General features: G+C 67.8%; 20 protein-coding genes. 7 read left to right on the top strand and 13 right to left on the bottom strand.

Annotated elements, in window-relative coordinates; genetic code table 11:
- Nucleotides 1-431 precede the first annotated feature (431 nt).
- Nucleotides 432-659, bottom strand: a complete 228-nt coding sequence (gene rpmE, locus AC07N1_RS08485; RefSeq protein ID WP_494671392.1) for a 50S ribosomal protein L31 — start codon at nt 657-659, stop codon at nt 432-434.
- Between the two features lie 115 nt (nt 660-774).
- Between rpmE and AC07N1_RS08480 the strand changes: the two genes are divergently transcribed.
- Nucleotides 775-2628 carry an ABC transporter transmembrane domain-containing protein gene (locus AC07N1_RS08480; protein ID WP_494671391.1) on the top strand — a complete coding sequence of 618 codons (1854 nt, stop codon included), beginning with the start codon at nt 775-777 and terminating at the stop codon, nt 2626-2628.
- Here the strand turns inward: AC07N1_RS08480 and AC07N1_RS08475 are convergent.
- The 3 genes from AC07N1_RS08475 to AC07N1_RS08465 all read right to left on the bottom strand — a co-directional run bounded on the left by AC07N1_RS08475 (nt 2625) and on the right by AC07N1_RS08465 (nt 5230).
- Nucleotides 2625-2969 carry a hypothetical protein gene (locus AC07N1_RS08475; RefSeq protein WP_494671390.1) on the bottom strand — a complete coding sequence of 115 codons (345 nt, stop codon included), beginning with the start codon at nt 2967-2969 and terminating at the stop codon, nt 2625-2627. The genes AC07N1_RS08480 and AC07N1_RS08475 overlap by 4 nt on opposite strands.
- A 115-nt stretch (nt 2970-3084) precedes the next feature.
- A complete protein-coding gene (locus AC07N1_RS08470) occupies nt 3085-4167 on the bottom strand; it encodes a glycerophosphodiester phosphodiesterase (protein WP_494671389.1) in 1083 nt (360 codons plus the stop codon).
- A 265-nt stretch (nt 4168-4432) separates the two neighbouring features.
- A complete protein-coding gene (locus AC07N1_RS08465; RefSeq protein WP_494671388.1) occupies nt 4433-5230 on the bottom strand; it encodes an inositol monophosphatase family protein in 798 nt (265 codons plus the stop codon).
- A 261-nt stretch (nt 5231-5491) separates the two neighbouring features.
- Here AC07N1_RS08465 and AC07N1_RS08460 point away from each other — a divergent pair, with 261 nt between their 5' ends.
- A complete protein-coding gene (locus AC07N1_RS08460; protein ID WP_494671387.1) occupies nt 5492-5812 on the top strand; it encodes a hypothetical protein in 321 nt (106 codons plus the stop codon).
- Nucleotides 5813-5941: 129 nt separating this feature from the next.
- A complete protein-coding gene (locus AC07N1_RS08455) occupies nt 5942-6799 on the top strand; it encodes a sigma-70 family RNA polymerase sigma factor (protein WP_494671386.1) in 858 nt (285 codons plus the stop codon).
- A gap of 176 nt (nt 6800-6975) precedes the next feature.
- On the opposite strand, the gene AC07N1_RS08450 is transcribed toward AC07N1_RS08455, so the two are convergent.
- A complete protein-coding gene (locus tag AC07N1_RS08450) occupies nt 6976-7404 on the bottom strand; it encodes a hypothetical protein (protein WP_494671385.1) in 429 nt (142 codons plus the stop codon).
- 90 nt (nt 7405-7494) lie between these two features.
- Nucleotides 7495-8142 (bottom strand): thiamine phosphate synthase, encoded by a 648-nt coding sequence (thiE, locus tag AC07N1_RS08445; protein WP_494671384.1) that lies wholly within the window; start codon nt 8140-8142, stop codon nt 7495-7497.
- A 250-nt stretch (nt 8143-8392) separates the two neighbouring features.
- Here thiE and AC07N1_RS08440 point away from each other — a divergent pair, with 250 nt between their 5' ends.
- Both AC07N1_RS08440 and bfr read left to right on the top strand, forming a co-directional pair.
- On the top strand, nt 8393-8578 hold the full coding sequence (locus tag AC07N1_RS08440; protein ID WP_110121027.1) for a (2Fe-2S)-binding protein: 186 nt from the start codon (nt 8393-8395) through the stop codon (nt 8576-8578).
- A 152-nt stretch (nt 8579-8730) separates the two neighbouring features.
- On the top strand, nt 8731-9213 hold the full coding sequence (gene bfr / locus AC07N1_RS08435) for a bacterioferritin (RefSeq protein WP_198574152.1): 483 nt from the start codon (nt 8731-8733) through the stop codon (nt 9211-9213).
- A gap of 149 nt (nt 9214-9362) precedes the next feature.
- Here bfr and fixK read toward each other — a convergent pair whose 3' ends face one another.
- From fixK to AC07N1_RS08400, 7 genes are all read right to left on the bottom strand, one after another.
- Entirely contained in the window at nt 9363-10001 is a 639-nt protein-coding gene (gene fixK / locus AC07N1_RS08430) for a transcriptional regulator FixK (protein WP_494671383.1), read from the bottom strand.
- A gap of 280 nt (nt 10002-10281) precedes the next feature.
- Complete coding sequence (locus AC07N1_RS08425; RefSeq protein WP_494671382.1) at nt 10282-10704, bottom strand: lysozyme inhibitor LprI family protein; 423 nt, start codon at nt 10702-10704, stop codon at nt 10282-10284.
- Nucleotides 10705-10777: 73 nt separating this feature from the next.
- Complete coding sequence (locus AC07N1_RS08420) at nt 10778-10993, bottom strand: hypothetical protein (protein ID WP_494671381.1); 216 nt, start codon at nt 10991-10993, stop codon at nt 10778-10780.
- Entirely contained in the window at nt 10941-11657 is a 717-nt protein-coding gene (locus tag AC07N1_RS08415; RefSeq protein WP_494671380.1) for an RNA polymerase sigma factor, read from the bottom strand. The genes AC07N1_RS08420 and AC07N1_RS08415 overlap by 53 nt, the downstream gene beginning before the upstream one ends.
- A 68-nt stretch (nt 11658-11725) precedes the next feature.
- Nucleotides 11726-12097, bottom strand: a complete 372-nt coding sequence (locus tag AC07N1_RS08410; RefSeq protein WP_494671379.1) for a flagellar protein FliS — start codon at nt 12095-12097, stop codon at nt 11726-11728.
- Nucleotides 12084-13772, bottom strand: coding sequence for a flagellar filament capping protein FliD (gene fliD, locus AC07N1_RS08405; protein WP_494671378.1), 1689 nt, complete (start codon nt 13770-13772; stop codon nt 12084-12086). The genes AC07N1_RS08410 and fliD overlap by 14 nt, the downstream gene beginning before the upstream one ends.
- A 97-nt stretch (nt 13773-13869) precedes the next feature.
- Complete coding sequence (locus tag AC07N1_RS08400) at nt 13870-14697, bottom strand: flagellin (protein ID WP_494671377.1); 828 nt, start codon at nt 14695-14697, stop codon at nt 13870-13872.
- 461 nt (nt 14698-15158) lie between these two features.
- Between AC07N1_RS08400 and AC07N1_RS08395 the strand changes: the two genes are divergently transcribed.
- The gene (locus AC07N1_RS08395; protein ID WP_494671376.1) at nt 15159-15485 is read left to right on the top strand and encodes a flagellar hook capping FlgD N-terminal domain-containing protein; all 327 of its coding nucleotides are present in this window, start codon (nt 15159-15161) and stop codon (nt 15483-15485) included.
- Between the two features lie 12 nt (nt 15486-15497).
- Nucleotides 15498-16775, top strand: a complete 1278-nt coding sequence (flgE, locus tag AC07N1_RS08390) for a flagellar hook protein FlgE (protein WP_494671375.1) — start codon at nt 15498-15500, stop codon at nt 16773-16775.
- The last annotated feature ends 1 nt before the right edge of the window (nt 16776 follow it).

Genomic DNA, 16776 nt, shown 5'->3' with positions numbered 1-16776 from the left:
GCGAGGCCACCCTCTCCCGCAAGGGGAGAGGGAAGACGGAAAAAGCCTGGGTCCCCGCTTTCGCGGGGATTTTACGGAAGGAGAGACAGGCTCCCCTCTCGGAACTTCCCTCGCCCACCCAACACCGCCTTCCTGGGCCTTGCGCCCAGGATCCATCGTTCAGCCGCTCAGACGTTGGCAGGACGGTCGAGGTCTGAGCGGTCGCCGGCATGGGCCCTCGCCACAGGGGCGAGGGAGGCGGAGTTTTGTTGCTGGGGCGGGGGTTGGAGGGGGGAATGGACGGCCGCCGCCGCGGAAGCTGAAACGCCCCCCCTCCGGCGCTTCGCGCCACCTCCCCCAGAGGGGGAGGATCTGGGGCCCGGATACAGAAAAAGCCGGCCCGCGAACGCGGAGCCGGCTTTTCGTCGCCCTTACGGCGAGACCTTGCGGTCTTACTTCTTCGCGGTGAAACCGGCGAACTTGGCGTTGAAGCGCGAGACGCGGCCGCCGCGGTCCAGCAGCTGGGCGTTGCCGCCCGTCCACGCCGGATGGGTGCGCGGATCGATATCGAGCGCGAGCGTCGCGCCTTCCTTGCCGTAGGTCGAGCGGGTTTGATAGCTCGTCCCGTCGGTCAGGGTGACGTTGATGAAGTGGTAGTCGGGGTGAATGTCTTGTTTCATCGGGCGGTCCAACCGACTAGAGGGCGGCGTGAAATGTGGGTGAGCGCCGCCGTGCGGGGTGGCCCTCGAAGACGCGCGGCTATAAAGAACCCGCGCGTTTTTGGCAAGGACCCTGTTGATGAGCGACGTTAACGGCGGCGAGATTTCGGTCGAGGGACGCCCCGGCGCCGGGGCCGAACTGGCCCAGAGCCTGTCGGAGACGGCCGCCCGCCGCCCACGCCGCAAGGACATTCGGCCGCTCGCCCATCTGCTGCCCTTCGTGCGCCGCCATATCGGCGACGCCCTGGCGGCCGGCTTCTGCCTGCTGTTCTCGACCGGGGCCACCCTGGGCCTGACCGCCGCCTTCAAGGGCGTGATCGACAAGGGATTCGCGCGCGGGGCCGAGAACGCCGTCAACACCGCCTTCCTGACCCTGGGCGCCGTGGCCCTGGTGCTGGCCGTGGCCACCGCCGCGCGGTTCTTTTTCGTCACGCGGCTGGGCGAGCGCGTGGTCGCCGACCTGCGCCGCACGCTCTATGGCCACGTCCTGACGCTGGATCCGGCCTATTTCCTCAAGACCCGCACCGGCGAGGTGCTGTCGCGGATGACCGCCGACGTCTCGCTGATCGACCAGCTGGTCGGGGCCTCGGCCTCGATCGCCCTGCGCAACACCCTCAGCCTGGTCGGGGGCCTGGGCTACATGGCCGTGGTCAGCCCCAAGCTGGCGGGCTTCATCGTGCTGATGGTGCCGGTGGTGCTGGCGCCGATGTTCCTGATGGGCCGCAACGTCCGCAAGCTGTCGGCGACCGCACAGGACCGCTTCGCCGACGCCGTCGGCTACGCCGGCGAGAGCCTGGACGCGCTGGACACCGTCCAGGCCTTCGTGCGCGAGGGCGAGGCCGACCGCCGGTTCGGCTCGGCCGTCGAGAGCGCCTATTCGGCCTCGGTACGCCGGATCAGCGCCCGGGCCATGATGACCGCCATGGTCATCACCCTGGCGTTCGGCGGCGTGACCCTGCTGCTGTGGTTCGGCGCCCAGCTGGTGCTGAACGGCGAGATGACGCCGGGCACCCTGGCCCAGTTCGCCATGCTGGCGGTGATGGCCGCCGGCTCGGTCGGGGCCCTGGGCGAGGTCTGGGGCGACGTGCAGAAGGCCTCCGGGGCCATGGACCGCATCTCCGACCTGCTGAACGCCCGCCCGGGCATCGCCCCGCCGGCCGCGCCCAGGACCCTGCCCGCGCCGGTGCGCGGCGAGATCGCCTTCGAGGACGTGGCCTTCGCCTATCCCGGCCGTCCCGACCTGCCGGCCCTCAACGGCTTCAGCCTGACCGTGAGGCCCGGAGAGACCGTCGCCCTGGTCGGCCCCTCGGGCGCGGGCAAGAGCACCGTCCTGCGCCTCCTGCTGCGCTTCTACGACCCACAGGGCGGCGCGGTGCGCCTGGACGGCGTCGACCTGCGCGACGCCGAGCCCGCCGAGGTGCGCGCGGCCATGGCCCTGGTGGCCCAGGACTCGCCGCTGTTCTCGGGCTCGGCCATGGACAACATCCGCTTCGGCCGCGAGGACGCCACCGAGGCGGAGGCCCGCGCCGCCGCCGAGGCGGCCCAGGCCACGGGCTTCATCACCGCCCTGCCCCAGGGCTTCGACACCCCCGTGGGCGAGCGCGCCAAGACCCTGTCGGGCGGCCAGCGCCAGCGCCTGGCCATCGCCCGCGCCCTGGTGCGCCAAGCCCCGATCCTGCTGCTCGACGAGGCCACCAGCGCCCTGGACGCCGAGAACGAACGGCTGGTGCAGCAGGCCCTCGACGCGGCCATGAACGGCCGCACCACGCTGGTGATCGCCCACCGCCTGGCCACCGTGCTGCAGGCCGACCGCATCGTGGTCATGGACGAGGGCCGCGTGGTCGAGGAAGGCGCCCACGCCGACCTGGTGGCCCGCGGCGGCCTCTACGCCCGCCTGGCGCGGCTGCAGTTCGGGGTGGAGGCGGCTTAGGCGCTCGCCTTCTCCACCTTCTCCGCCTTCGCCGTCTCCTGGTCCTTGATCAGGGAGACGTGGAGCAGCTGCTTGCGGAACTCCTCGAAGGCGGTCGTGCCGACCAGGGCGGGATCCTGCTTTTCGGCCCAGTCGATCAACTTCTCCAGCGCCTCGCCGATGCGGCCGATCTGGCGGCCGTAGCTGCCGACCTCGTCAAGCACCCGGGCCTCGACCTCGGGCTTGCCCGACGTGCCGAGATTGACGGTGAACAGGGAAAAGTCGCCGAAGCTCCACGACCACGGATTGATGGTCTGGGTCAGTTGGCGCGGAGCGAGGGAAAGCTGGAACGGTTCGGACATGGGGCCTCCCGGTCTGGAAGGGCCAGCATGCCGCCTTTGCAACGCCTGCGTGTGACGAATGACGCGACTGGCCGGAAGAAACGCCTGTCTCGCCTAACGCCGGGTCAGCGATGGGTCAGCCGCGCGCCGCCGCCGCCAGGTCCGGGAAGTCGCTGAACACCCCGTCGACGCCGGCGGCGTAGAGCGCCTTCAGCACCGCGGTCGCATCGCCGGGCCGGGCCAGGTAGTCGGCGGCGGCCGGGTCGCCATTCCGCAAGGTCGCCGGCAGGAAGTAGTTCTCGGCCCGCACCGTCCAGGGGTGCACCAAGAGGCCGGCCGCGTGGGCGTCCTTCACGAGAGAGGTGGCCGGCAGCAGCGTCTGGGCGTCCTGCGGGACGACCATGGTCTTTTCCGGACCCAGGCCGTCGGCATAGGCCGCCACGCCCTTCAGGCCCTCGGGCGTGACGAGGTCGGCGTACTTCACGCTGGGCAGGTCGGCCGGGCCGCCCTGGCCGGCGACCAGCAGGACGAGGCGCGCGGCGGTCTTCAGGCGCAGGGTCTTCAGCGGCCCGACCTCGAAGCACTGCACGAACACCGGGGCGGTCTTGGAGTTGAGGTCGTTGCGCTTCAGCGCCTCGACCATGCGGCCTTCGATGGGCAGGCCGACCGAGGCGAAATAGGCCGGGTGCTTCATCTCGGGATAGACGCCGATCGTGCGGCCGACGCGCTTGCTCTCGGCGCGGGCGAAGGCGACCACCTCGTCGAAGGTGAGCACGCTGGCCTGGCCGTCGAAGGCGGCGCTGGCCGGACGCAGCTGCGGCAGCCGCTCGCGGGCGCGCAGGGTCTTGATCTCGGCCAGGGTGAAGTCTTCGGTGAACCAGCCGGTCAGGCTTTCGCCGTCGATGGTCTTGGTCGCCTTGCGGGCGGCGAATTCGGCGCGGCCGGCGACGTCGGTCGTGCCGCCGATCTCGTTTTCGTGGCGCACCACCAGGTGGCCGTCCTTGGTGACGACCAGGTCGGGCTCGATAAAGTCGCAGCCCTGCTCGATCGCCAGGCCGTAGGCCAGCAGGGTGTGCTCGGGGCGATAGCCCGAGGCGCCGCGGTGGGCGATGACGATCGGCTTGCGCACGCCGGCGCGGACCATGGCGGGGATCATGCTGGCGCCCATCGTACCGGCGAGGGCGGCGGTCGTCATGGCGCGGCGGGTCAGTAGGGTCATGCCGGCTGATTAGCGCGCGGATGTGACGGTTTGGCGAGGGGTTCGAAGGCTGTTCGGCCATACCCTCTTCGCCTTCCTGGGCCTTGCGCCCAGGATCCAAGCCTCATCCTGCTCAAATCCCTAACATATCGACCAAGGTCTGATCGGCTGCCGACATGGGCCCTCGCCACAAGGGCGAGGGAAGCGGGAAAGAGAAGCGATCCGCATACGAAAAAGGCTCCGGAACCTCGTCCCGGAGCCCTCTTCAAATCGGACGCTCGAAGCCTCAGCCCGCCGCGTGCAGGGCCTTCAGCACCTGCGGGTGCAGGTCCTGGTTGGCGGCCAGGATCGACGAGCCCTGCACGGGGTCGCCGTGCTCTTCGATGGTGCTGACCTTGCCGCCCGATTCCTGGACCATCAGGACGCCCGCCGCGACGTCCCAGGGCTTCAGGTTGCGTTCCCAGAAGGCGTCGAAGCGGCCGGCGGCCACCCAGGCCAGGTCGAGCGAGGCCGCGCCGAAGCGGCGGACGCCGGCGACCTTCTGGCTGACCTGGTGCAGCTCCTTCAGGAACTGGCCATGGCCGGGCTTGCCGATGAACGGCACGCCGGTGGCCAGCACGGCCTCGTCCATGTGCTTGCGGGCGGCGACGCGCAGGCGCTTCTCGGCGCCCAGGAACGCGCCCTTGCCCTTCTCGACCCAGAACAGGTCGTGGGTGATCGGGTTGTAGGTGACGCCGGCGACGACCTCGCCCTCGCGCTGCAGGGCGATGTTGACCGCAAAGTGCGGGATGGCGTGCAGGAAGTTGGTGGTGCCGTCCAGCGGGTCGACGATCCAGGTGTGGGTCTTGTCGGTGCCCTCGATCATGCCGCGCTCCTCGCCGAGGAAGCTGTAGCCCGGGCGCGCCTTGCTGAGGATCTCGAACAGGGTCTGCTCGGCCTTGAGGTCGGCGTTGGAGACGAAGTCGCCCGCACCCTTCTTGGACACCTGCAGCTCGCTGACTTCGCCGAAGTCGCGGGCCAGACCCCGGGCGGCCTTGCGCGCGGCGTCGATCATCACGTTGAGAAGGGCGGAAGGCGTGGGCACGGGCGGATATCCTATGGATTTCCCTGTACCGACGCGCAGATGCGCGGCGGCGGGAGACGGACGATGGCAGTGGGAAAGAGCGGGCGCGGAACCTAGACGCGGCGCCGCGCGAAGGCAAGACGGGGCGAATTGTCGCGGTCAACCCTGCGTCGCTTGAAAAAGGGGACCGATCGGTCAATTTTAGGAGCGGCAATTGATCCAGCGCAAAGCGAGGGGTCAGGCCGCGCGCAAACTTGAGCGCACAGAAGGAGTCCTCCCCCAATGACCGATACGATCAACATGACCAAGTTCCCCCTGATCGCCGCCGCGGCCGCCCTGCTGGCCCTGGCCCAACCCGCCGCCGCCGAGGTTCCCCTGACCGCCGCGACCCATGCGCCCGCCGGCGCCTCGCAGCGCGTGTCGGTGACCGGCAAGCCCTCGACCGTGGTCAGCGAAGAGCTGACGCGGGCCGCCCGCCAGGTGTGCAGCGCGGCCCTGAAGGGCAGCCGCCACCCCAACTACGCCTCGTGCGTGGCCGAGACCCTGGGCCAGGCCCGCGCCGACTACGCCGCCCTGCGTTCGGCCGCCGCCAGCGCCGAGTAAGAAGCCTCCCCCGCCGCGCCGCCGGGATCCCTCCCCGGCGGCGTAAGCGGAATTGGCGCGAAAAAACTTCGCGGCCATGTCACGTCTGGCGCCTTCGCCTCGTCCTGTCGGGCAAACCGAGGGATCGCCATGACCGCCGCCGACGCCGTCTTCGAAAGCCGCCGCCCCGCCATGACGGGCCTGGCCTATCGCATGCTGGGCTCGCGGGCCGAGGCGGAAGACGTGGTGCAGGACGCCTGGCTGCGCTGGCGCGACGTCGAGGCGGACAAGGTCGGCAACCCCGCCGGCTTTCTCAACCGCGTGGTCTCGCGCCTGTGCCTGGACCGCCTGAAATCGGCCCGCGCCCGGCGCGAGCTCTATGTCGGCGAATGGCTGCCCGAGCCGGTGGTCGACGTCGACGAGACCTTCGGCCTGGGCGAGAACCTGACGGTGGCCTTCCTGCTGGCGCTGGAGCGCCTGACCCCGCTGGAGCGGGCCGCCTTCCTGCTGCACGACGTGTTCGACACGCCCTTTTCCGAGATCGCCGCCACGCTGGACCGCTCCGAGGCCGCCGTGCGCCAGCTGGCCGCCCGGGCCCGCGAGCACGTCAAGGCCGGCAAGCCCCGCTACAAGCCCAGCGCCGACGAGGAGCGCCGCCTGACAGAGGCCTTCGTGGCGGCCGCCCTCAGCGGCGACGCGGCGACCCTGCGCGGCCTGCTGGCCAAGGACGTGGTCATGCACGCCGACGGCGGCGGCAAGGTCTCGGCGACGATGAACCCGGTGTTCGGCCTCGACAACGCCGTGCGCCTGCTGGAAGGCATCGCCCGCAAATGGCCCCACCCCGACGGGACGACCGCGCGTCTGGCCCGCATCAACGGCCAGCCGGGCGTGGTGATGGCCCACGATGGGGTGGTGTTCCAGACCATGGGCCTGGACATCGTCGATGGCCGCATCGCCGCCGTCTACACCATGCGCAACCCCGACAAGCTGGCGCGGGTGCAGGCGTAGAACACCTTCTCCCCTTGCGGGAGAAAGTGTCATCCGAAGGATGACGGATGAGGGGTCTCTCAAAACCGAGACGCTCCGCGCGGCCTCACAGCCGCATGCAGCTTTGAAGTTCTGAGAGACCCCTCACCCGACCTCGCTCCGCGAGGCCACCCTCTCCCACAAGGGGAGAGGGGTCTTCAAGGCAGCGTCGCCTTGGGCAGGGTGTCCTTGGTCTCGCAGGCCATCTTGCCGGCCTTGCCCGCCGCGCCGGAGATGTCGTCGAGCTTGGCTTCCTTGCGCCAGTTCTTGGGCAGGCCCTTGTCGCCGGCGAAGTCCATGCCGAGGTCCATCCATTTGTCGGCGGCGCAGTCGAGGGCGAAGATCATGATCGGCCCCTTGCCGGCCGGCCACGACCGGTAGGGCCCGCCCGCGCCCTTGCCCTCGGCGATGCGCAGGACGACCAGGCCGCTCTGCTCGTCCACCCTCAGGAAATCGGCGTCGTAATAGGTCTTGGCCTCGCCGGGAGCCGGCTTCCAGCTTTCGCCCAGGGCCGGCAAGGCCCCGAAAGACATCGCCAAGGCGAGCATCGGTACGCTGAACAAACACGCTACGAGCCGCTTCTTCATGGCGGTCCCTCCCCGTTATCGTTTGTTGGGGAGGAGGCTATGCCTGTCGCACAACCACGGCAAGAGAACGCCGTTATGCGTCTTTCCGCGTCAGCCCCGGGCGGCGAGCCCTTCGGCGATGGCGGCGTTGAGCGCCGCCACGGCTGCGTCCGGGCCTTCCGGATGGGCCCAGACCCAGCCGGAGACAGCCAGGAAGTCGGCGCCGGCGGTCGCCAGCGGCGCGGCGTTGGCGGCGGTGATCCCGCCGATGGCCACGCACGGAACCTCCATCGTCTCCTGCCAGATCGACAGGATGTCGGGCTCGGCGACGATCGGCGCATCCTTGGTGGTGGTCGGGAAGAAGGCCCCGAAGGCGACGTAGTCGGCCCCGGCCTCGGCGGCCTCCATGGCCAGGTGGCGGCTGTCGTGGCAGGTGACGCCGACCATGCGGTCCTTGCCCATCAGCTTGCGGGCGCTCGCATAGGGCGCATCGCCCTGCCCCACGTGCACGCCGTCGCAGTCGAGGCGGGCGGCGAGGTCGGGACGGTCGTTGAGGATCACCGCCACGTCGTGGGCGCGGGCGATCGGCGCCAGGGCCTCGACGGCGGCGGCCACCGCGTCGTCGGACACGTCCTTGAGGCGGATCTGCAGGGCCGCCACGTCGCCGCCCTCCAGGGCGCGGGCCAGCTGGCGGCCGAAGGCGGCCAGGTCCGACAGGGACGGCGGGGTGATGAGATAGAGGCGGCAGTCGAGCGTCATGCGCCGCCTTTACGCCGATTTGGCCCGAAACGCGACTTTGGGGGCGATTGGCGCCGGTGCGTGAAAACCTCGCCCTTCGACAAGCTCAGGATGAGGTTTTCACATCGCCCGCCCCTGATCCTCATCCTGAGCCTGTCAAAGGGTCCTCGCCTGTGACGACGCGCCGCTGCGAACTCGACTGAGAGTCAGTTGCAAACCCGTGGAAAACTGTTAGATGAGAATGACAATCATTCGGTAGGGCGTTCTTTCCTTGTACGTCTGCAATTGTAACGGCATCCGCCAGCGTGAAGTCCGCGCCGCGATCGACGCGGGCGCGACCCGGCCGGCCGACATCTTCCGCCACAAGGGCTGTCAGGCCCAATGCGCCAAGTGCGTGTGCGAGATGCGCCAGATGATTCAGGAATCCCGCGAAGCTCTGGCTTTCGCCGCCGAATAAGGCGTCTTGCGACGCAAAGTCGCCGATTCCCAGTAACCGCGAAGCACTCTCACGCTTTTCTGTGAGGCTGCGAAACACTTGCAGACATTACTGTTGAAGCGCTTGAAAAGCAGCTTAAGGGTGCGGGCGAACTCGAACCTTAGGAGGCCGCCATGCAAGGCGATCCCGGCGTTATCCGCGTCCTCAACGCTGTGCTCACCAACGAGCTGACGGCCGTCAATCAGTACTTCCTGCATGCCCGCATGCACGACAACTGGGGCTTCAAGCGCCTCGGCCAGATCGTCTATCAGGAATCGATCGGCGAGATGAAGCACGCCGACAAGCTGATCAACCGCATCCTCTTCCTCGAGGGCCTGCCCAACCTGCAGGACCTGCACAAGCTGAAGATCGGCGAAAACGTGCCGGAATGCCTGGCCGCCGACCTGTCGATCGAGCTGTTCAACCGAGAACTGCTGGTCCCGGGCATCGTGCAGTGCGAGCAGGCCCGCGACTACATCAGCCGCGAGCTGCTGCGCGAGATCCTCAACGACACCGAGGAGCACATCGACTACCTCGAAACCCAGCTGTCGCTGATCAAGTCGCTGGGCGAGCAGAACTACCTGCAGAGCGCCATGGGCGAACTGCCGGCGGCCTGAGTGCGTGGCCCCCGCCCTTCGACAAGCTCAGGGTGAGGACCAAGGCAGACCTCGGCGCTAGAAAACCCTCATCCTGAGCCCGTCGAAGGACGAGGGTTTCGCCACAGATGTTCGAACGGCCTCCCCGCACTCGCGGGGAGGCCGTTTCGCTATTCGCAAAGCGCTTCCAGCGCGGGACGCTCCAGCAGCTCGACGTGGCGCACGGTGGGCAGGGCGATCAGGCCCTCCTGCAGGAAGGCCGTCAGGGTGCGCGACACCGTCTCGATGGTCAGGCCCAGATAGTCGGCCATGTCCTGGCGGCTCATCGGCAGGTCGAAGGCGGCCTCGCCCTTGCGGTCGGCCAGCAGCAGCAGAAGACCGGCCACCCGCTCGCAGGCGCTGCGGCGGCCCAGCATCAGCACGTGGTCCTGGCTGCGCTGCAGGCCGGCGATGGTCACCTGGTAGAGCTTGCGGGCCACGTCGCCGTCGCGGGCGGCGAGATCGCTCAGCGCCCGGCGGCGGACGATGCGGACGGTGACGTCGCCGACGGCCTCGGCCGTGGTGCGGTGGATGTCGCCGGCCTCGAAGCCGAAGGCCTCGCCGGCGAAGTGGAAGGCGTCGATCTGGCGGCGGCCGTCGCGCAGCAGCCGGCCCGTGCGCACCGTGCCCTCGACCAGTTCATAGACCTGGTCGGCCGCATCGCCCTCGGCGAAGATCTCCTCGCCGGCGGCGTAGCGGATGACGCTGGCGGCGGCGGCCGGCAGGGCCGGCTGGGCGGAGGCGGGCTCGAAACGAAGGGGCGACAGCATCGGGGGCTCCCGGGGAGAGGGAAGAGGCGGTGGGGAGACCGCCCCGTGACGCCGCCACATTCCCCCTTCCCCGCGTAGGGGTAAATTCGGGGGCCGCGCATAAGGGTTTTTGCGTAGGCGCAAATTTGGGGGAGGTTGCGCACGGAGGGAACCTCCCCCTCTGGGGGAGGCGATCGCGTAGCGATCGGTGGGGGGCGTGATTGCGAAATCACCCGCCGCCTCAAAAGCTGAAAACGTCCCCCCGCCGGCCTTCGGCCGCCTCCCCCAGAGGGGGAGGTTCCTACCGCCGCGCCTTGACCATCCGCTCCAGCTCCACCGCCCGCACGGTGGTCATGCTGAGGTGGCAACCGCCGATGTTCAGCATGTCGATGGTGCCGCCGGTCAGGTCTTGCCGGCATTCGGCGTCGCGGCGCTTGATCCAGGCGCGCTGGGCGTCGCGCAGGCTGGCCTGCCGGGCCTTGGAACGCTTGGCCATGGCCGCCTTGTAGGCGCGGTTGAGGCGGGCGTCCTGCTTCTGGAGTTCGGCGTTGGTGCAGCCGGCCATGGCCACGGTGACGCCCTTCGCGGCGTCGCCGGTGTTCAGGCAGCGGTCGTAGGCCGGCGAATATTCCTTTTCGGGATCGATCCGTAACGGCTGCGCCAGGACCGGAGTCGCGACCGCCAGGGCCAGCAGCACGGCGGGGATCGAGCGTCGAAAGAGCATGTGGCGCGTCCTTGCGTTGCAGGACGCCCAGCATGCGCCGCCGATCACGACGGCTTCAAGGCGCGCCCCTCCCCTACAGCGCCTTGCCGATGCGGTCGGCCAGGGCCGACAGGTCGCCGCCCGGGTCGTCGAACACGCCGAGGTCCTCGGCGGTCATCGTCGCGAACAGGTCCTGGGCCTCTTCCGAGGCCGCCATCAGCGCGATCGCCGCTTCCGCCTCGTCGGACGGCCAGCGGTCAAGCGCGGGTCCCAGCGCCTTCAGCCGGGCTTCGAATAGTTTCAGGTCCATAGCCACAGATCTTCTTCTGTTTCTGGAGTCGAGTCTTGAGGGTTTGCCGGCCCCGTTTCAGGAGCGAGCGCACCGCCTGTTCCGAACAGTCCATGGCGTCGGCGATTCTACCGACGTCGAGCTCTTCGAAATAGAACATGGTCAGCGCCTGGCGCTGGGTGTCGGGAAGCTTGTCGAGGGCTTTCTGAAGGGTCTTGGCGGTCTCCGTGCGTTCGAGATTGGCGAGGGCGTCGGCCTGGGCCGGCGCCTGGACTTCCGCGTCGGCCAGGCGGGTGATGACCTCCTGGGATTCCGGGACCGCCTTGCGGACCCGGCGACGATCGATGGCCTTGTTGACGGCGATGCGGTGCAGCCAGGTCGAGAACCGGGCGTCCGGCGTCCAGCGCTCGCGAGCGCGCCAGGCGGCAATAAATGCCTCCTGGGCCGCGTCTTCGGCCTCCTGGACGTCGCCCAGGACGTTGAGCGCCAGCCGCCGCACCATCCGCAGGTGCCGGTCGACCAGAACCCGAAAAGCCGTCTGGTCGCCGTCGCGGCAGGCCAGGAACAGCTCCTCGTCTGAGCGCACGTCAGACAGACCAAACTCGCCCGTCGCCGCAATCGTCGCTGAATTCGCCATGGCGATTACTCGCCTCCATCGCTGTATCGCAATGGAACAGGCAAGCAATGTGCCATATATCGAATAACTACATCATTGTATTTGATCGATACATTTCGAATACGATCGGAACATTGCTATTTTTCAGAACGCAGTTCTTTGCAAAACGGGCGCAACAAGTCCAGTACGATTTGATACACGCCGGACACATCTTTGCTGCGGCTGGCGCGAACGAGACCGTCGAGCACGTATTGGTAGAACTTTCGCAACGTCGCGCCGTCCTTGCCGGCGGCCGAAAAATCCAGCGTCGACGACAGGGCGGTCAGGATATGGGTGGCCCGCATGGCGTGTCGGCACATTTGATCCAGCCGCCCCTGCTCGTGGGCGAATTTTGCCGAGGCGATCGCGCGGTACAGTTCCTCGTGGACCTGGGCCAGCACGTCGCGCGGGCTGGCGGTGAGGCGGCTGGAGGCCGCGTAGGCGCTGAGCGCCTGGTTAGTCGTCGTCATCGCTGCTGGCTCCGAGGATTGCGTCGATCTGTTGCTGGAGGACCTGGGCCGCGTAGAGCTCGGTCTCCATTTTCGAGTATTTTTCGATCAGCTTGGTCCGGTAGGTCTCCGCGTCCTCGCGGATCTGGTCGGACTGGTCGGTGAGGTCGCTGTTGACCGTCTCCAGGCTTTCGATGCGCTGCTGGATCACGCCGCTGGAGGTGTTGGCGTAGCTGTCGATCAGGCTGGTCAGCATGTTGGCGAAGCCCTGGTTGATCTCGACCGAGATCGTGCCGGTGGTCGGCGAGGCCAGGGCGAAGGACAGGCCTTCGTAGATCGAGCCCGTCGCGCCGATGATCCGGCTGCCGGAGATCGTGAACAGGCTGGAATCGCCGTTCACCGACACGCCGGAGATCGCCCCGTCGGTGACGGTGACCTGCATGTCGAAGTCGTACGACATGGTGGTGTCGTTCTTGATCAGCTTCAGGCTGCTGTTGCTGGTGGTGAAGCTGGTCTCGAAGAACTTCGACACGCTCGACAGGTCGGTCAGCAGCAGGTTGTCGAGCGTGGTCTCGTCGGTGAGCTCCAGCTCGTTGTCGGCGTTGATGGTCAGGCCCAGCGCCGACAGGTCGGTCAGTTCGTCGTCCGAGCCGGCGGTCCCGCCCAGCAGGTCGCTGAGGCGGCGGTTGACGTCGCGCAGGATGCCGTCGGCGAACAGCACCGCGTCGTCGCCGACCGTGCCGTCCGAGCCCACGGTCTGGTTGGTCACGACGAACGCCCGCAGGGCGTTGTAGGCGGTGACGAAGTCGGTGATCCCCGTCTTGATGTCGTCGTAGTTGGCCTCGATGTCGAGGGTGATGGTCTGGCCGGTGGTGGCCTGCATCAGCGAGATCGACAGGCCCGGAATGGTGTCGGTCAGCTCGTTGCTGTCGCTCTCGATCTCGACGCCGTCAATGGTGACGATGGCCGGCTGGGCGGTCTGCAGCACGTTGGAGAACGCGCCCGTGCTGTCGGTCAGGCCGATGGCCTGGCCGATGTCGTCGCCCGAGACCGTCGAAAGCGTGATCTCCTGGTTGGTGTCGCTGGTCGACAGCACCAGCCGCTGCCCCGCCGAGCTGGAGATCAGGGTGGCGACGACGCCGGTGTCGTCGCTCTGGTCGTTGATGGCGTCGGCGATGTCCTCGATGGTCATGTCCGAGGTGACGGTGATCTGGGCCGCCGCGCCGTCAGTGGTGTTGATCGAGAGCACCCCGGCCTTGCCCAGGGCGGTGTCGGCGGTCTGCGCCGTGGAGGCGACCTTCATCGCCTTGGCCAGCTGGGTGACGGTGATCTCGTAGGAGGCGGCCACGGCGTCGGCGTCGGCGCTGACGGCGATCACGTCGGTGGCGTCGGTCCCGTCCGAGGCCGTCAGGTAGGCGGTCTTCTCGTCGAAGGCGTTGGTGGTGGTCGAAACCGAGCTGTAGGTCGACGAGGCCAGCGTCGACATGCTGTCGGACACGGCCTGCAGCAGGGTCTGCAGTTCCTGGTAGGACGAGATCTTGCTCTCGTTGACCGTCACCTTGGCGTCGATGGTGTCGGCGCGCGCGGTCTTCTGCGCGACGGCGGTCTCGATCAGCGCGTCGGTGTCGAGACCCGAGACCGTACCGCTCACATAGGACGTCGACCCCGAGGTCGAGACTGTGCTGGTCGTCGTCATGGCGATTTCCGGAAAGTCGGCGGGAGGATCCAGAGAATCCTCCCGCCCAGTCTGCAGGACGACGCGGGCGAGCCCGCGCCATCACGGCTCGAACCGACTACTGCAGCAACTTCAGGAGCGACTGGCTCATCTCGTTGGCCTTGGAGAGGGCCGAGATGGCCGCGCTCGTGAGAGTCGAGGCGTTGGTGTAGTTGGTCTGCTCGGTCGCGATGTCCACGTCGGTGATGGCCGACTTGGCCGACTCGAGGTTTTCCAGCGAGGTCGAGATCACGTCGCCGCGGAACTCGAAGCGCGACAGGGTGGCGCCCACGTCGGCCCGTTGTTCCGAGATGTTGGTGATCGCGGCGTCGATGGTGTCCATCAGGCTCGAGGCCGACGAGCTGGTGATCGAGGTGCCGTCGAGCGAGAGCGCGGCGGTGTCCGCATCGCCCAGCTTCACGGAGATCACGTCGCTCGACGAGGTGCCGACCAGGAAGTCGACGCCGGCCGAAGAGCCGTAGGCGCTGTCGCCGTCCAGCAGAGCGATGCCGTTGAAGGTGGTCGACGTGGTGATGTCGTCCACTTCCTCGAGCAGCTGCTGATACTCAGCGTCGATGTAGCTGATGTCGTCAGAGCTCGAGCTCCCCGATTGGGCCTGGGCCGTCAGGGACTTCATACGCTGCAGGATGTCGGCGATGTTCGACAGCGCGCCGTCCGCGGTGTTCAGCACCGAGGTGCCGCTGGTCACGTTGGTGGCGGCTTGGTTCAGCACGGTCACGTCGGCGTTCATGGACGTCGCGATGGCGAGGCCGGAGGCGTCGTCCTTCGCGCTGACGATCCGCGAGCCGCTCGACAGCTTCGCCAGGGACTCGCTCTGCGCGGCCGAGTTGTTGTTCAGATAGCGCAGGGCGGTGTTGGCGGCCGTGTTGGTGGAGATAACAGGCATGTTCTAGTCCGGTTCTCTGTCTGGAGTCCGTCCGGGGGAGAGTCCGGCCGGGAAACCGTCCGCCGTTCTGACGGCCTGGCTTCGACGAGTTGAACGGGACGCCCCCGGAGGATGGGGCGGTTTATTTTTCGGGGCGGCGTTCAGAGAGTTCGAGACGCCCTGCCGCCTTTGCGCAGCCGCTCCTTCATACTCCCGTCATTCCCGCCCTTGTGGCGGGAAACCCTGCTTGCGCGCGCACGTGAAGAGCAAGCGGACCGCCAGCGGTCCGCCCCATCCGCACCTGCGGCTGACAGAGGGGTTCCCGCCACAAGGGCGGGAATGACGGGAGGATAGAGAGCGAGAGCCCGAGCCCCCGTCTGCGGGCTTCCCAAAAATAATCCGCCCCATCCGCGGCGGAGCCTCCGTTGAACCCATCGATCGGCGCCCAGGGCGTCGGACCGACTTCACCGGAGGACCTCTCCATGACCACCGTCTCTTCGACGACCAGCACGAGCAGCACCGCGAGCACGTCCAGCGCGTCGAGCACGCTGCAGCTCGGCACGACCGACTTCCTGTCGCTGCTGATGACCCAGCTGACCAACCAGAACCCGCTGGATCCCACCGATCCGACCGAGTTCACCAGCCAGCTGGCGAGCTACGCCTCGCTGGAACAGCAGATCAGCACCAACGACACCCTGACCTCGCTGTCGGACACCATGTCGACGCTGTCCGACACGACCTCGACCATGTCGAGCAACCTCTCCTCGCTGCTGACCCAGGTTCAGCTGCTGGCCTCGGCCAGCGAATAGGGGCCGGCCGAGATGAGCCTTTCCTCCGCCCTCTCCACGGCCGTCTCCGGCCTGACCGCCCAGAGCATCGCTCTGTCGGCGATCTCGGAGAACATCGCCAACGCCTCGACCACCGCCTACAAGACCTCGGAGGTCTCGTTCCAGTCGCTGGTCAGCGGCGCGATGAACACCAACACCTCGACCAGCTCGGTGGTGGCCAAGACCAGCCAGGCGCTGAACGTCACCGGCACCATCTCGGCCACCAGCGTCTCGACCAACGTCGCGATCGACGGCTCGGGTTATTTCGTGGTCGCGGCCGATCCGGGCGACACCGGCAGCGCGCTCGTCTACAGCCGCAACGGCAGCTTCTCGACGGATTCCGACGGCTATCTGGTCAATAGCGAAGGCTATTACCTGATGGGCTACGCGACCGACGCCGACGGCAACGTGCTGTCGTCCAACACCAGCGACCTGACCAGCCTGTCGGCGATCAACCTCGACTCGATCAGCGGCACGGCCAAGGCCACCTCGACGGTGACCATGGCCGCCAACCTGCCGGCCGACACGGTCACCGGCGACAGCTACGACACCAGCATGGAGGTCATCGACTCCCTGGGCGTCAGCCACACGGTGGGCCAGACCTGGACCAAGACCGGCGACAACACCTGGACGCTGAGCCTGTCGGATCCGACCCTGACCTCGGACAGCTCCACCACCTCGGGCACGATCAGCCCCAGCTCGGTGACGGTGACCTTCAATTCCGACGGCAGCCTGGCCTCGACCGATCCCTCGCCCGTCGACCTGTCGATCACCGGCTTCACCACCGGCGCCGCCGACAGCGAAATCACCCTGGACCTGGGCGAAACCGGCGGCACCGACGGCCTGACCCAGTACGCCTCGACCTCCTCGACCCTGTCGCTGAGCCCGACCTTCGAGCAGGACGGCGCCAACTACGGCGAGCTGTCGGGGATCACCATCGACGAGAGCGGCCTGGTCACGGCCAATTTCGACAACGGGGTGAGCCTGGCGATCTACCAGATCCCGGTCGCCACCTTCAGCAACCCCAACGGCCTGACCCACGTCTCAGGCACGGTCTATGACGAGAACTCGGCCGCCGGCCAGGTGCACCTGAACCTGCCGGGCGAAGGCAGCTCCGGCAGCCTGGTGGCCAGCGCGCTGGAAGGCTCGACCACCGACACCGCCACCGAGTTCAACAAGATGATCATCGCCCAGCAGGCCTATTCGGCCGCTTCGCAGGTGGTCAGCGCCACCAGCGACATGTTCGACACCCTCATTCAGGCGGTGCGCTGAC

The organism is Caulobacter sp. GW821-FHT09B11, assembly GCF_059418205.1.
This window is presented reverse-complemented; position numbering and strand designations above follow the sequence as displayed.